Annotated in this window: 16 protein-coding genes and 1 pseudogene; 4 read left to right on the top strand and 13 right to left on the bottom strand. The window is 33.1% G+C overall.

What is annotated here, in order from left to right; translation table 11 throughout:
* Positions 1 to 452 precede the first annotated feature (452 nt).
* Positions 453 to 1,576, top strand: a pseudogene (locus K6959_RS05285) (IS4 family transposase).
* Positions 1,577 to 1,973: 397 nt separating this feature from the next.
* Here the strand turns inward: K6959_RS05285 and K6959_RS05280 are convergent.
* The 9 genes from K6959_RS05280 to K6959_RS05240 all read right to left on the bottom strand — a co-directional run bounded on the left by K6959_RS05280 (position 1,974) and on the right by K6959_RS05240 (position 7,821).
* Positions 1,974 to 2,342: a hypothetical protein gene (locus tag K6959_RS05280; protein ID WP_223087829.1), complete on the bottom strand. Its 369-nt coding sequence runs from the start codon at positions 2,340 to 2,342 to the stop codon at positions 1,974 to 1,976.
* Between the two features lie 13 nt (positions 2,343 to 2,355).
* Positions 2,356 to 3,438, bottom strand: a complete 1,083-nt coding sequence (locus K6959_RS05275) for a hypothetical protein (RefSeq protein ID WP_223087827.1) — start codon at positions 3,436 to 3,438, stop codon at positions 2,356 to 2,358.
* Positions 3,438 to 4,082, bottom strand: coding sequence for an LXG domain-containing protein (locus K6959_RS05270; RefSeq protein WP_223087825.1), 645 nt, complete (start codon positions 4,080 to 4,082; stop codon positions 3,438 to 3,440). The genes K6959_RS05275 and K6959_RS05270 overlap by 1 nt, the downstream gene beginning before the upstream one ends.
* A 302-nt stretch (positions 4,083 to 4,384) precedes the next feature.
* Complete coding sequence (locus tag K6959_RS05265; protein ID WP_163242596.1) at positions 4,385 to 4,660, bottom strand: YlbG family protein; 276 nt, start codon at positions 4,658 to 4,660, stop codon at positions 4,385 to 4,387.
* 67 nt (positions 4,661 to 4,727) lie between these two features.
* Complete coding sequence (locus K6959_RS05260) at positions 4,728 to 5,171, bottom strand: YlbF/YmcA family competence regulator (RefSeq protein ID WP_163242590.1); 444 nt, start codon at positions 5,169 to 5,171, stop codon at positions 4,728 to 4,730.
* A gap of 62 nt (positions 5,172 to 5,233) precedes the next feature.
* Entirely contained in the window at positions 5,234 to 5,653 is a 420-nt protein-coding gene (locus K6959_RS05255; RefSeq protein ID WP_223087824.1) for a hypothetical protein, read from the bottom strand.
* 326 nt (positions 5,654 to 5,979) lie between these two features.
* A complete protein-coding gene (locus tag K6959_RS05250) occupies positions 5,980 to 6,216 on the bottom strand; it encodes a YlbE-like family protein (RefSeq protein ID WP_163242588.1) in 237 nt (78 codons plus the stop codon).
* Between the two features lie 26 nt (positions 6,217 to 6,242).
* Positions 6,243 to 6,650 carry a YlbD family protein gene (locus K6959_RS05245; protein ID WP_223087822.1) on the bottom strand — a complete coding sequence of 136 codons (408 nt, stop codon included), beginning with the start codon at positions 6,648 to 6,650 and terminating at the stop codon, positions 6,243 to 6,245.
* Between the two features lie 262 nt (positions 6,651 to 6,912).
* Positions 6,913 to 7,821 (bottom strand): CAP domain-containing protein, encoded by a 909-nt coding sequence (locus tag K6959_RS05240; RefSeq protein ID WP_246234749.1) that lies wholly within the window; start codon positions 7,819 to 7,821, stop codon positions 6,913 to 6,915.
* Between the two features lie 472 nt (positions 7,822 to 8,293).
* Here K6959_RS05240 and K6959_RS05235 point away from each other — a divergent pair, with 472 nt between their 5' ends.
* Entirely contained in the window at positions 8,294 to 8,740 is a 447-nt protein-coding gene (locus tag K6959_RS05235; protein WP_163242586.1) for a DinB family protein, read from the top strand.
* A gap of 136 nt (positions 8,741 to 8,876) precedes the next feature.
* Here the strand turns inward: K6959_RS05235 and K6959_RS05230 are convergent, their stop codons facing one another.
* Positions 8,877 to 9,302 (bottom strand): CBS domain-containing protein, encoded by a 426-nt coding sequence (locus K6959_RS05230; RefSeq protein WP_163242585.1) that lies wholly within the window; start codon positions 9,300 to 9,302, stop codon positions 8,877 to 8,879.
* 299 nt (positions 9,303 to 9,601) lie between these two features.
* On the opposite strand from K6959_RS05230, the gene K6959_RS05225 reads away from it, so the two are divergent.
* Both K6959_RS05225 and ytvI read left to right on the top strand, forming a co-directional pair.
* A complete protein-coding gene (locus tag K6959_RS05225) occupies positions 9,602 to 9,961 on the top strand; it encodes a YugN family protein (RefSeq protein ID WP_163242584.1) in 360 nt (119 codons plus the stop codon).
* Between the two features lie 369 nt (positions 9,962 to 10,330).
* Positions 10,331 to 11,389: a sporulation integral membrane protein YtvI gene (gene ytvI / locus K6959_RS05220; protein ID WP_163242583.1), complete on the top strand. Its 1,059-nt coding sequence runs from the start codon at positions 10,331 to 10,333 to the stop codon at positions 11,387 to 11,389.
* 84 nt (positions 11,390 to 11,473) lie between these two features.
* Here the strand turns inward: ytvI and K6959_RS05215 are convergent, their stop codons facing one another.
* The 3 genes from K6959_RS05215 to ctaG all read right to left on the bottom strand — a co-directional run bounded on the left by K6959_RS05215 (position 11,474) and on the right by ctaG (position 14,499).
* Complete coding sequence (locus tag K6959_RS05215; RefSeq protein ID WP_163242582.1) at positions 11,474 to 12,646, bottom strand: GNAT family N-acetyltransferase; 1,173 nt, start codon at positions 12,644 to 12,646, stop codon at positions 11,474 to 11,476.
* Positions 12,647 to 12,909: 263 nt separating this feature from the next.
* Entirely contained in the window at positions 12,910 to 13,377 is a 468-nt protein-coding gene (locus K6959_RS05210) for a DUF420 domain-containing protein (protein ID WP_163242581.1), read from the bottom strand.
* 192 nt (positions 13,378 to 13,569) lie between these two features.
* Positions 13,570 to 14,499 (bottom strand): cytochrome c oxidase assembly factor CtaG, encoded by a 930-nt coding sequence (gene ctaG / locus K6959_RS05205; RefSeq protein WP_163242580.1) that lies wholly within the window; start codon positions 14,497 to 14,499, stop codon positions 13,570 to 13,572.
* Between the last annotated feature and the right edge of the window lie 42 nt (positions 14,500 to 14,541).

Genomic DNA, 14,541 nt, shown 5'->3' with positions numbered 1-14,541 from the left:
ATCATATCTACCAAAAGGTGCTTTAAAAATTTACCTTGCTGTTTATGATCTTCCCTTTTCGCCCTTAGAATATTCAAAATAACTATATCTTTACATCATACTTAAATTCAATTCTCTTCAAAAAAGTATCTTTATTAAAAAACTATTATTGGTTCCTTATGCCAATATTTACCGATTGGTATGATTTTAATAGTTTTTCTCTATCATAATCAATCTTTATTATTGTTGAAATATTATCCACAATTTCAAATAAAAAAGCCCGCTAATAAACGGACTATGCAAGATATGTAATGATCCTTCTAAAAACCTCATTCACTAGCGTTGCATTAATGAATATTGAAGGTTATGAGGATTCCTAATAGTTAGTAATTAATTTTCAAGCAATAAAAAATCCTTTACAATGGAAGTACAGGTGATTCCCTGTCCAAATCCAATAGTAAAGGATAACCGATATGGACAAGAATACACTAAAATCATCATTTGGTAAATGGATAACACCTATAAACTCAAAAATACTTTTTTTTGAACAAGTAGAAGAAAGTAAGCAAGATCATTATACGAAAAAACTGACAACTGTAGCCTACATAAAGCTTATGTTATGTTGCTTGCTCAATTACAAGGATTCGAGAGTCTGGAAGAAATGAGTGACGCACTGATTCATGATCCACTTCAAAAAGCCTTAGGTTTTGAATCAATCAGTAAATCTCAATTATCAAGAAAAAACAATGAAGTCAATCCAGCTATTCTTTCCCGATTATTTTTGGAGCTTGTGCACCAAATAAAAGAAATTCACTTTAAAAACGGAAAGCATATGCCATTAAAAATCATCGACTCCAGTACACTTCCATTAAACCTGACGAATTATAAGTGGGCAAAATTCCGCAAAACAAAAGCTGGTGTCAAGCTGCATTTGCGACTTGTGTTCATGAATAATGATACTGTATACCCTGAAAAAGCAGTCATTACAACAGCCAAAGAACATGACAGAAATCAATTGGAAATTCTCGTTGATGATAAGGAAGCCATGTATGTGTTTGACCGCGGATATGTTGATTACGAACGGTTCGATCGAATGATGGATGATGGCTACTTCTTTGTATCAAGATTAAAGAAAAACGCCGTCATTCGTGAGGTAGAATCCTTTTCGGTTCCTGAAAAGTCTACTGTTCTATCAGATAGAATGGTTTACATTGGCTCTACTCAAAATCGTACAGAGAATGTCTTCCGCCTCCTTGAAGTTGAGGACACAAAAGGAAACATTCTTAGGTTAATAACGAATCGCTTCGATTTAGAACCTGACGGAGTCAGCGAAATTTATCGTCAACGTTGGGCGATTGAACTGTTTTTTAAATGGCTAAAACAGCATGTAAAGATCAAACACTTTTATGGTATGGGTGAAACAGCGATTCAGAATCAAATTTATCTTGCACTCATTGCCTACTGTCTAAATGTTCTAATCCAACTGGAGATGAAAAGCAAAAAAGCCCTACTCCGGATTAGTCGTTGGTTAAAGGCAGCACTTTGGAAGCCTGCTTACATTTGGATTCGCAAATTCGACAATAGAGCAAGTCCGTAAACACATACACAGTTGCTGTCACCTAAGCATTAAATGTATATTTTTACCGAATGGACAGAGCACCTTTGTTTAGCCCTTGTTCTTTTAGCAAAAAATAACACTGGTCTATTTACAGAATATTCCGTCCTTATTTATGCAACGCTAATGAACCTCATTATATTTAAAAAAGTTTATCTTTCACATGCCCGATCATCTTTCCCGATCCATTTTTGGATAACCTTTAGGACTTCATTTGGGTATATATTTGGAGGTTATATCCATTCCTTTAAAGTAGTCGTTAATATTCGATAATTTTATAAATGAACATAAGCGTATCAAAATAATAATCTCACTTTTCTATTTTAGCCATTTTTATCTATTTGTTCTTCGTTTACCTTCAGAATCTAATAAATAGCAATTAATACAAATCTAATCTAGATACTTTTACCTCAATAAATTGATTCTTAAGTATATCTTTAGGTATATATCCATTAGATATATCAATCTGTAATTTACCAATCCTTAAAATTTTTTTTTCTATGTCTATTAGTTTCCCTTGTAAAATATGCTCATAACCTTCGTCAATTTGATTTATTACATATTTATTAGATTCAACTACATACACATATTGAATATCCAAACAGTATATATAATCTTCAAATTCTTGTCCCTCTTTTAACTCAAAAGGACAAGAAAAACATTTCAAGGAAAACTCTCCATCAGAAATTATTACATCTGCTTCTTTGGCATGCTCATCAATCCAATTTATTTTTTTTATAATTGGCATATCAATTCTCCTTTTATTTCATTAGTTTTAAACTAGGGGCTTTTTTCATTAACTCTGAAACAGATTTTAGATGAAATGTTGTTATTTCTTCTGTGGTTCTATCAAGACCAACAAACGCATATTTAGCGCTACCTTTTCCCCCAACTAATTTAACATACCCATTTAATTCAGGTACATAAGTTCCTTTTTGAATAACATGATTGGCGTCATTTAAATAGTTTTCTATTGAATAGTTATACTTATTAAATGCATTTTTTAGTTCATTACCATGTTTTTTGTAGTGTTGGTCTAATAATTCATTAGTTTTAAAAGTTTTAAATCCCCCAACACCCACCGACACTTTCCCACCACGACTGTCTCCAAACGCTTCCTTACTCGCCTGATGGATTCGATTGTACAAGTCATCCATGACGTTGTATGGAATGGTGTTTACCGTGCCTGTTGCAAAAGCGGGAGTTAATCCTTTAGTAATCGGTATGGGTGGCGGAATCTTATTTGCAACATTTCCAATCTTTCCAACATGACCGAGTTTTGCCGCATTTCCAAGCTGACCTGCTCTACTTAATCCTTTATCTCCGATTACGCCAATCCCAATTGTTGTTAAACCATAGGAGAAGAATTCAGCGCGGCTGTGGGCATCTCCGTTGATGACATCTCGATTCCAGGCGTTTTTCATCCCTTCCCACATATATTTTGGGAAATTGATTACTTTATCCTTCATTTCCCCTAGCTTTTTCTTTGGGTCATGGATGATGAGTTGATAAGCGAAGATGGCTTTTTCGATATAATTAATATTACCCGGTTGTAAATTTTTCTCGGAAAATTTGTATAGAGAAACGAGAACGTCTATCGTGTCACCAAGCACTTTTCCCGTTCCATCGATGACACCTTCAAATGCACGATCAACGGGTGAAGTAATGGCACCATCCCTTATTTCTTCGGGGATTGCTGGAACAACTTCATAATGAACTTTACCAGATCTGTCGGCTTCCATTACAATCAAGCCGTCTGCATATACGTGATATTTGATACTGTTGTCATTTCCATATGCATCTCTTTCGACCGTATTGATTTGCTCAAGTCCGACCTTTTGCACTAAGCCTCGCTTGTCATCATTTTTGATACACTGTAATGAGAAATTGGCAATTGACCGCTTTGAGTCATCGCTTCTATTTCTTTCATAAAGCTGGTCATCATTAGTAAGTCATCTAAAATCCGGTCAAGTAAACGAGTTGCTTGCTCATCAAAGGAATGGAGGTTTTCGATCGTCATTCGATTATGTTGGCGCGCTTGATTGATATGGGAGATTGTTTCATCAGCTTGGATAGGTGGCAAGCTGACGATATCTTGTACACTATGTATTGCATTGTTGATTTCACTCGTTATCGATGTAACTCGTCTCTCAAGACGATCTAATCCATTCGCGACATCATTTTCTAAAAAACTTTCGTGAATAAAGCCATCTTCTGCTGGTTCAAACGCTTGAAGCAAATATTTAATTTCTTCTAAAATTGTATCATAATCAGTAATGAATGCTTGATGGAATAAGAGAAATGGCTTATGTACGTTTTGAAAAAAAGCACGAATCGCTTCGCCGCCTTTTCCTTTAAGTGAATCTTCTAGTTGAATAATTCCTTCAACAGCACGTTCAATTTCACTCACTTGTTCATAGGTGGTTTTCAATGTTTGTTGAATGACTTCAATGCCGGTATAAATCTCCCGGGCATGTAAAATTTTCATGGCTTCACCCACTTTTAATAGAAAATTTATCTATAGAAGTATTTTTTTATACATGTATATTAATAGTAAATGTATATCCTATTATTTTCAAGGGGTTTTTTAGTCTTTTTTAACTTTCATCATGACAATAATCCATTTTGTTTATTTGCCAAAATAAAAAAACTGTTAGGAAAACATCCTAACAGCACCAGACTGCTGACAAATACTTGCATTCTCTTTTCATCTAATTCGTTGTAAGCTCATGAACTTATTCTGCTCTTTTATGATCTCGAACTTTATTTGAAATCTAAAGTAAGAGCAATTTAAATTCCCATTTTATAATCGTATTCTTTTGCTTTGTCAGGCTTAGAATTTTCATATTTAATTTTTAGAAACGGTTTATAGGATGGCTCTACTTTTTTTACAAACGTATATGACTGCAGTTTTGCAATAATTGAGCTGACGTCTTCTTGATTGCAATATAGAACGACATACTTTAATCGTTTTGAAACGTAGTGAACATTTCCGAATCTCCTTAGCATTTTTGCCTGCTTAAGTGTATAAAGCCAAACAATCACGCCTTGCCGCTGACTAAATATCATTATTTTTCCCCTAACGTATCATAATTTAATTTATTTTAACATAAGAGAATATTTAGTTGCAATGCTATGAGCAACCACAACTTCCTCCGGCTCCACAACCGCCGCCACAGCTTGAGACATGATCAAAATAAGGATTTCCAGTAGGAACTTTAACATGCTCTGAGATTGACTTGCCGATTATCTTACTAATATCGTCTAAGAGCATTTGTAATTCTGTCTCTGCCTTTTTAAAGTTCGCCACATCTTCGTCCAGATCCATTTCTCGTTTTACTTGGCGAATATTATTCATAACAAATTTATAGTCAGGATGGTATTTACCAAAACGTTGTACCTCTTCATATTGTTCCTTTATTTTTACAAACTCTTTAATTTTTTTTTGCGCTTGTTTATTATTTTTTAATTTATAAAAACAATCTAAATAAAATTCAACAGTCTTAGATTGCAAAATCATCTTTGCTAATGCTTCAGCTTCATCTAATATTTCAACTCTTTCTGTTGTAGCAAGCAATAGGCTCACCTCCGAATCTTATTTTATCACGTTTGATCCGGCGAATGCGAATGAAGTGTTTCTTAAGCAATTGTTACATAAAACTCCTTTGTTAAATGATAAGTTTTATTATTTGGGCTTACAATTTCTAATTTTATGCGATGATTACCTAACGATAATCCTTTTATAATAAAGGCAGCTGACTTTATTTCTTTGACTTTTTTACCATCAACATATAGCAATATTTTGCCTCTTTTTTTATCATGATTATCCGATCTAAAGGAAATGCCTTTAACAATACATTCTACATATAAGTTTCTTCCCTTGACATAATGATGAACATAAAATTGTTCTTGTTCTATTGTTTGAGGATGATACACTGGAATACTTTGCAACAGACTCATATTTTTAAAATTCTTTACTTCGGGCTCTGGTAAATCTCTTCGGCATGCTGTCAATAATATGATTAAAAGAAATAGATAAAACATTTTATTACTTCTCATAAAAATCCCTCCTGTTCGTTTTATTGTTTACAGACTGTTCCTTTTTTATCAATTTGAATTGCTGTATGAAATTTTAATAACAGGAGGATGACACAATAAAATAAGGGAGCATTCTCGTATACTCCCTTATAGATTATAGACAAAGTCAAGACTTGAATTCATTTCTTCAGACTGATTGAATAACGCTTGTCAGTCGAGGCACGCAGCACGAGGCGGAAGCGAATAGAACAGCCGTTCATGAGCTTACAATGAAGGGCAAATAACGAAGAATCAAGCGTTTGTCAACAGTCTGAAGGGAGCATTCTCGTATTTGTTGAGAATACTCCCTACTTTGAATTCATTGCCTGAAACATATTCATCATCATGGAAACCATTTGAATCCCGCTTGAAAATTTTTCAACTTTATGAGGAATTGTTTTTTTGTAATAATGTAAAGCAGCGATTTCTAGCTTTTCAACATCAAGAGGATTTCTTGTTAATTTGCGGTACCAAAAAGGTTGAGCGCGGACAAATTGCTTTAGTTCCTGTTGGTTATTTAAATACTCTAAAACGTCAGTCCTCATATAAAAAAAAACTCCTTTATTAATCTTTACGAAATAAAAAAACGGTGACGCGGCTGTTCATTATCCGAATTCGATTTTTCTTCAGTTTGCTCCCCCTTATTTCCTTGAAACTGTGCGATCACTCCTTGAATTGCGCCAAGTGTTTTACTTACATTTTGAAGCTGTTCCTGCATTTGATTAGGATCTATTTTTTTTAGCAGTCCCATTACTTGTGATATCAAATCTGATTTTTTCTCTTCCTTCTCCTCTGTAACAGTATGTTCATTTCTAAACATGTCCCACCTTGGATCCTCTTCTCCAAGTAAATACCACTCCTCATAAAGCTCTTGCCAAGTGGAATGACCATTTCGTACTTCTTGAATAATCTTTGGATTGTTTTGAACAAAATTTTTGAATTTTTTTACAGATGGATGAAGTTTTTTTTGCTTGCTCATTGTTTTTTCACCTCAGATTGATACTGTCGCCTATATAGTTATCATATGTGAAACGAAAAGAAAAGTGAGCCTTCAGTCTCTTTAAAAGAAAAAAACTTAGGTGAAAAGTCTAAGTTCCAGACCTGTTAACAAACGCTTGCATTTCTAATTTGTAAGCTTATAAACGGCTGTTCTATTCGCTTACACATATATTGCATTCCTCGTCTGACAAGCGTTTTCAACCAATCTTTAGGAAAATTGCTTCAAACCTAAGTTCAAATCTCTACTCTACCCATGCTTGAATAAAGTTTTGTGTATAATATTTTTTATAAATACCGATACCAATATGTGTGAATTTATCATTTAACATTGTTTCACGGTGTCCTTTACTGTTAAGCCATCCCTCAACAACCGCTGGACCATCAATATAGTGAGCAGCAATATTTTCACCAGCCGTCTTATAAAAAACTTCAGCAGTATCTAAGCGATCAGCAACGCTACCATTATTAGGCGAATTATGAGAGAAATAATTACTATCATACATATCTTTACTGTGCATATAAGCAACATTTGCTGTTTTTTCATCCCAGTAAAGCGGATTAAGATCGAATCGTTGTCTAATAATGTTAGTTAGATCAAAAATCTGTTTTTTACTGCCCTCTTCTGCTTGTGCCCATTCATCACCATCTACAGAACCTGCATCAAATAATTCTCCTCGATAAATGAGTTCATATGGGCGGTGCTTTACAAGAGTTGGCCCGTCTAAAAAACGAACACTTGATAAAGTCCCACTAAACTTATCAAAATATAATTGAACGAATATATCTCCAAGGCGAATAAGTGGACGAACATTCATGTCCTCTTCTGACAGCTCAAATCTGTATGAGCTGTCATTAAGTTCAAAAGGAATCTCCGTTTCGATTAAAATAGAGGAATAAATTTCTTCAACGGGTTGTCCTATTTTAAAAGGAGAAATATCGACATCTTCTCCGATCACATAAACTGTCACGACTTTGCCTTGTTCCACTCCGACCTGTAAGTACTTGCTGTTTGTTTTATTATAAATCCACCAATCATAACCATATACAGAAGTATCAATCCGATCTGGCTTCCCAAACTTTCCTTCTAATTCATTTGCGCCTTGGCCAATAAAAAGAGAAATACCCTCGTTCGGGCGTTCTTTTCCCGACATTTTTAATTTATCTTCATTGTTAATTGAATGATCTATTTCTAGTGAAGTATTTTCTTTAACTAAGACGTCATTGTTCTCTTCTTTAAGATCAGTTAAATAAAAACCAAAAATAAATATGATCGTTACTAAAAAAATAATTCTAAAAAGTGTACGCAGAGGGTAGCCTCCTCTCTTTTTTGTATCATTATATGAAAATAAGCTAAAATTATTATATCATCTTAATGTTTTATTTTTATATTTTATGCTTATTTTTTTATGTAAATGAATGAAATCAAGAAACCTTTTTCTTTTAGGCTCTAATTAGATAACTGATGTATGACAAAAGTTATTTTAAACTAGTTAACTGTATAAAAAAAACTATGCCATTTACATTCTCTTTAAATACGATTAATCGTCTAAATCTTATATTTTTGCAATAATTATTTTTATTAAATTTTTCCTGTTTTAAACAGAGAAAGGATGATATTAATATATGTTTCCTTATCGTAATGACCTTAGAAAAACATTAATTCCCTATTTAAAAAGTCTTAATGAAAATGATTGGTATAGAAGCACTGCTTATTATCCAAATAGTATTGCCTGGATTATTTCACATATTTCAACTAGTGAAGATTTTTGGGTAAATAAAATCGGTTTTAAAAACAATGAAATTCTAACTATTAACGAACATAGCACATCTACAGAAATATTAAATGGATATATAAAAATAAGAAAACGTACTGATAACATATTAAAAACATTAGCTTTCGATCAGCTTAATGAAATAGTAGACGTTCCAACCTTTTCTGATGGTTGGATTCCACCTTCAAAACCGACATTACATTGGTTGTTTCATCATGTGTATACTCATGAAGCTTATCATGTCGGACAGATTGCAATTATCGCAAGAATAAACGGCTTCAAACAACCATTATTTTAATTTGAAATAGATATATAGTTTACTTATATATGATAAAGACGTCTAATTAATAACTGTTCAAAAATTTCCTTATTTTTTCCTATTCATGGATGAACGTAAAAGAGGAATTAGCACTTGCCAATTCCTCAAAAATCCTTTAATGTTGCGCTTCAGACTCTGATATTTCTGACAAAGCTTCTTTTGCTTGATCATCTGTTAATTGCCTTACAGCAAAATCACCTAATGAAACAATTCCGACCAATTTTTCCCCTTCAACAACTGGTAAACGACGCACTTGTTGTTCTGCCATTATCCGTACTGCTTCTTGAGTAGACGTTTCAGGCGTAACAGTAAATAATTGATCACTCATAATTTCTTCAACTTTTGATGAAGGTGGTTGTTTTTCAGCGATACAACGTAACACAATATCTCGGTCCGTTATCATTCCGACAAGCTTTTCATTATCAACAATTGGAATAGCTCCGACATTTAATTGCTTCATTTTTTGTGCTACTTCATAAACATTGTCTAACAAAGAGCATGACTCAACATCATCTGTCATAATGTCTTTTATTTTTTCCATTAAAACATTCCTCCTTCAGAATATATTTCTTACCTTAACAAATCCATACAGCTTTTATTTAAGCAGAATGAACTATAGAAGGTCCTTAACATTTATGTAGAATATCCATTTATCACTTATTTATACATCTTTTTAACTAAGCATAATGACTTCAAAAAATATTGTAATAAAATTTAATCAATTTTGTTTCCTCATGTATACATTGCAACTTACGTGTTTTTTTACTATTATTAAATTTGAAAAATTTCTTCTTATAAAACAAAAGTAAGAGTGTCAGTAATGTTTTAGGAGGGGTAATAATGAAGTTTGAAAAAATCGGTTTAGAAGGAGTTAAGGTCGACTTAGGCCGTTTAGATGATCTTATGTATGAGCATGGAATTATTAGAGAAGAACAATGGGATTATGAGCGTGTTACTTATGACAAAAAGTTTGAATTAAAAGAAGGAGTATTTTATCTTCGTATCCAAGGTTATGCCGTTGAGGGTGATGTCGGCGCGCATAAAGCTGTTATTGAGCTGATGACTCCATTGTTAGGTAAACATTATTATCCTCATGGGGTTGAATATGGTGATGAAGAACAATTTCCAAATTCACTTGTAAAGCAGTGCGAGTCAATTTTATCCGATATTAAAAAGAAAATCGAATCTATCGTACAATAAATGAACTACAGGTAAAGCGGAAAAAAATGTGCTCTCAGGCTGTTGACAAACGCGGATTCTTCGTAGAACTTAATGAAAGATAATGTTCAATTCGCTTTTCGCCTCGTACTACGTGCCTCGATTGACAAGCGTTTTCAACTAGTTTAGCGGAAATCGATTACAATATTGACTTTGTCTACAAGCTCAAAGCGTTTTTTTATGCGCTTTGAGCTTTTATGAATGATAGAAGTACTAGACTTTGCAGTTAAATTTATAATTAATTTATTTTTTTATTGTTTATTGTACTGGAATCATATTATAATTTAATTTATAAAATGCAATTTTTTTAAAATCAACCGTTCTTTTTTTATGATAGAAAGGAGTTCTGCATTGTCTGGTTTTTTATCAAAACGATCAATGATTATTATCATTACCATAATTAGTATTGCCGTTTTAATGATCTTCATACTGCCGGTATCAGTTCCAATTATTTTGGCTCTTATTACTGCTTTATTTCTCAACCCTCTTGTAAATTTATTACAAGAAAAAGCAAAAATGAAACGGCATCTATCGGTTTTAATTGTCTTTTTAATCTTTAGTTGTTTTATCGGATTTTCCGGTTTTTTTGTGACAACAAAAGTAGTTGCAGAAGTAATTAAGCTTGTGGAGAATTCCCCTCATTACTTTAATGATCTCATGAAAGCATGGCTTAAATTTGAAACAAACTTATCAACTGCCCTGCAAGATTTACCTCAAGATTTAGTTAATGAGATTAGTAAACAAGTACAAGATTTTTTAACTAAAATAAAGGACGAACTAGTTGCTTATGTTAATATTGATAACGTTAAAGCATTATTAACAAATATTCCAAATTATTTAGTTAGTTTTCTTGTATATTTGATCGCATTATTTTTATTTTTACTAGATTTACCAAGGCTAAAAGAAGGAATATTCAATCATTTAACAGATAAAACTGCTGATAAAGTACATTTTATGACATCCCGGCTTTCCTATGTCATATTCGGATTTTGTAAAGCGCAACTTTTAGTCAGCATTATTATTTTTATCGTGTCTTTAATCGGTTTGTTTTTAATTTCCCCTGATATTGCCCTGATTATGTCATTAATCATTTGGATTATTGATGTTATACCGATTATCGGTTCAATTGTAATATTAGGCCCTTGGTCCCTGTACCACTTTTTCACTGGGGATATTGTATTAGGAACAAAATTAGCCATTTTAGCAGCAATTTTATTAATTATTCGTCGCACAGTTGAACCAAAAGTAATGGGCAGTCAGATAGGACTTTCACCATTAGCGACCTTAATTGCAATGTATATAGGATTAAAACTCTTTAATATATTTGGGTTCTTCATTGGACCTTTAGTCCTTATCATTTTCAATTCTGCAAAAGAGGCTGGCATTATCAAATTTAATTTTAAAATATAATTGAATGTGTCGTAAGAACGATTCCTTCCCCATTGCAATTTATTAGGGGGGAAGGAATCTTTTTTATGATCAAGATTCGCTAGCTTAGAAGAAATCATAAATATAAGGTTTATGGCGTGGGATCAAAGCTTCCAATGTAAGAATTTCTTTTTTTGAACCAATCAATTCATTTATTTCATGTAGTTCAGACGGTCGTTTATAACCAAATAATAAAGCAGTTAAAGCATTTATCGTTAATCTAATCCCTCTTTTTGGATCATGAAGGCAACTATCTTTCTTTTCAGATGGATAGAACTTCACTTTACCAGAGGAAATAAAATACGTGCCATTATTCCATGGCGCAAATTGATCCTTCAAATGGAGAATCACATCAGCATCGTTATGGACAAATTGATATTTACTTAAACATGTTTCTACATCAACAATTCTAGCCATCGCATACGGTGATATTTCCGTTTTTTGCTTAGGTTGTCTTAAAAAATAAGGAAAAGCATCGTGGTTTGACGTAATAATATGAACTTTATCAACCATCGAATCATGCTGACAAATAAAATTCCATAAATTAATTGCAGCCTGATAATTTAAGGAAACCATTTCTTCAATTTCCATTACTCGTTCTTTCACTTCATATAAAATATATCCTATCCCTTCCCCATCTTCATTATAGGTCACAGCTACATGCAAATCACCATAAACCATATCAAGCCACATTTCAGTTTTTCTGACAAGCATTCCAGCAAATCGCTTACTAAAGCTGTTATATATTGTTTCAACTGATTTATGATGTGAATCTTTATGATAACGTTTAATTGTTCCAGAAGAACTATCGATCATTTGCAGATCCTTTTTTTCGATCGTAATCTTTCGACGATCACAAAACACTTCCCAACCATATTTTCGATAAAAAGAAATATCAAAAGGGTGTAACATGGAAATGATCTGATCCTTCTGTTTCATGTATGCTAAGCTATGTAAAATAAGCGCTTTAACATAGCCCTTTCTTCTATATTCGGGGTAAGTCGCTACTCCCGCAACTCCTCCCATCTCCCATACTTCCTCTTGAAAAATAATGTTGAATGGAACAATATGAAGCTTTGCTGCTAAATCGTTTCCGTCGTAAATACCAAAAATATCTTGATTCTTCAATTTTTCTTTAAACTTACGGATCTGTTCTTCAGAGATTTTATACTGAAATGAGTACATCGATAAGTTAATTGAATCTTCAAAATTTTCTTCTGATAATTTCGTTATTTTCATGCCTTCACTCCTTTGACTAACAAATCTTTTCTTCACGATTCTATCATAATAAAATAAGTGCTACAATCAATATGTAGCACTCAGACTGCTTCTTTCGTTGCTTACACTTCGTTGTGTTAGCTCTAAACACTTTAACATCTTTGTTCTATTCGCTGATGCCACGTTGTTGACGCTTCGATTTCAAGCGTCAAGCGTTTTCTAGTCTTTCAAAATTCGAATACAAATATAGATTTACCTGCAAGACGAGGATTGCAATTATGAATTTAAAAACCGAGGATTGCTTTAATAACGGATGTTGTCTCTCCCCCTTGGTAAATTACGTATAGCAGCAAATAAACGGCAACGCCTGTAATGGCTGTAAAAAACCAAATAATGCTAGTAAACGGGCCAAGCTTTCGATGCTTCTTCAACTTATTTGTATATCCAGTGAATAAAGTGACAATACCAAAAACAGCACTAGTTGTAGCTAAAAAGACATGAAAAATTAAAAATAAAGTATAATAAATTTTTATATTGTCAGGACCGCCAAAAGCCGTATTACCTATAAAAATTGTTCTACTTAAATAAATGACAAAAAAAGTCAAGGCAAATAATGCAGCTAACACCATTGTCTTTTTATGCGCCTCAATTTTGCGCTTACGAATTTGCCCCCAACCGATTGCAACGGTAATTGCACTTAACACAATAAAAGTAGTACTTATCGTAGGAAGTAAAGGTAGTGAAAAGTTCATAATAACGTCCTCTCTATATTCATTCGTTTTACTAATACTTTATTATTGTATTTGAGAAACCTACTAATATCAATAAACATAGCAAATTGTCATACAACTTTTATATATGGCCAAAATTAAATTTGAATCTGACGTGCTTCATATAGCTATGAAAGAAAAACATCTCCAAGCGGTATGGAGATGTTGAAATGATTATTCGACAGGCTGTGGATTTAGTTCTGCTTCCTTCATTTTCATTTTTACTTCCATTTCCACTTCCAAAGCTTGTTCTTGTTCTTCCTGGTACCAAGCGAAAAATACTTTGGCTAAGATCGTTCCATAAACTACTTCTTGAATAACTTTCATTAGGACACCGCCTAATCTTTGATCTTCTAATAGAGACATTGTAGTAAACATCTCTGGTCCACTTAAAGTAAGACCGGCTAATGTACTAGCAGGTACACAAAGCTCCAATGCCTGTGCCCAAGCCTGAGGATCAGAAAACGTTACATACATCGGAACCTCATTAAAAATGATTAATGCACATGCTGGAGTTAATAGAACACCATCAGCAAAAATATAACCAACTTTTTTTAGTCCACTTAATGTTTGTTGTTCTGGCAATTGGTTAATTAACGGCCACCACATAAAACCGGACATAATAAATAAGAAACCCGTATAAAGTGCATGCAGGAAAAAATCCGTTTTAATAACATCAAAAACTAACGGAATATGATAGAGAGAGAAAAATCCATTAAATAAAATTAACGCAATAATGGGTTTCGTAAAAAATTTAAAAATATGCTTTATTACTGGTGCATTAATAATTGCACGCCAAATCCATTGTGGTATTCCAACAATTATAATAGGCGGAATAATTAAATAAAGAAAAGCCATTTGGATCATATGTGTATAAAAAGTAATATGTCCTAGTAAATCAATGGGTGAACCTTTAATTGTATAAAGGAGGGCAATCCCAACCGAAAAAAATATTGCTTGCTTTTTCGTTAAAGGTTCACTAGATGCAAATCGAGTGCGAAACTTTACAGTAATTAAAAAGTAACCAACCAATATCAAAATAAGCGCTATTAAAAAATAAGGGCTCCATAGTGCCCGAAAGCCGAAAATATCCAATGTAAGCATTGGTTTACCACCTCATTACTATTTAAAACATATCAACCTTAA

Origin of the sequence: Bacillus aquiflavi (assembly GCF_019915265.1) — a bacterium.
Taxonomy (GTDB): domain Bacteria; phylum Bacillota; class Bacilli; order Bacillales; family Cytobacillaceae; genus Bacillus_BT; species Bacillus_BT aquiflavi.
The sequence above is the reverse complement of the archived record's forward strand: the minus strand, read 5'-3'. Positions and strand labels throughout refer to the sequence as shown.

Excerpts from the sequence above, each read along its gene's own strand:
- K6959_RS05280 (WP_223087829.1), bottom strand. The coding sequence starts at position 2,342 with ATGCCAATTATAAAAAAAATAAATTGGATTGATGAGCATGCCAAAGAA.
- K6959_RS05270 (WP_223087825.1), bottom strand. The coding sequence starts at position 4,082 with ATGAAAATTTTACATGCCCGGGAGATTTATACCGGCATTGAAGTCATT.
- K6959_RS05255 (WP_223087824.1), bottom strand. The coding sequence starts at position 5,653 with ATGAGAAGTAATAAAATGTTTTATCTATTTCTTTTAATCATATTATTG.
- K6959_RS05250 (WP_163242588.1), bottom strand. The coding sequence starts at position 6,216 with ATGAGGACTGACGTTTTAGAGTATTTAAATAACCAACAGGAACTAAAG.
- K6959_RS05245 (WP_223087822.1), bottom strand. The coding sequence starts at position 6,650 with ATGAGCAAGCAAAAAAAACTTCATCCATCTGTAAAAAAATTCAAAAAT.
- K6959_RS05240 (WP_246234749.1), bottom strand. The coding sequence starts at position 7,821 with ATGTCGGGAAAAGAACGCCCGAACGAGGGTATTTCTCTTTTTATTGGC.
- K6959_RS05235 (WP_163242586.1), top strand. The coding sequence starts at position 8,294 with ATGTTTCCTTATCGTAATGACCTTAGAAAAACATTAATTCCCTATTTA.
- K6959_RS05230 (WP_163242585.1), bottom strand. The coding sequence starts at position 9,302 with ATGGAAAAAATAAAAGACATTATGACAGATGATGTTGAGTCATGCTCT.
- K6959_RS05225 (WP_163242584.1), top strand. The coding sequence starts at position 9,602 with ATGAAGTTTGAAAAAATCGGTTTAGAAGGAGTTAAGGTCGACTTAGGC.
- K6959_RS05215 (WP_163242582.1), bottom strand. The coding sequence starts at position 12,646 with ATGAAAATAACGAAATTATCAGAAGAAAATTTTGAAGATTCAATTAAC.
- K6959_RS05210 (WP_163242581.1), bottom strand. The coding sequence starts at position 13,377 with ATGAACTTTTCACTACCTTTACTTCCTACGATAAGTACTACTTTTATT.
- ctaG (WP_163242580.1), bottom strand. The coding sequence starts at position 14,499 with ATGCTTACATTGGATATTTTCGGCTTTCGGGCACTATGGAGCCCTTAT.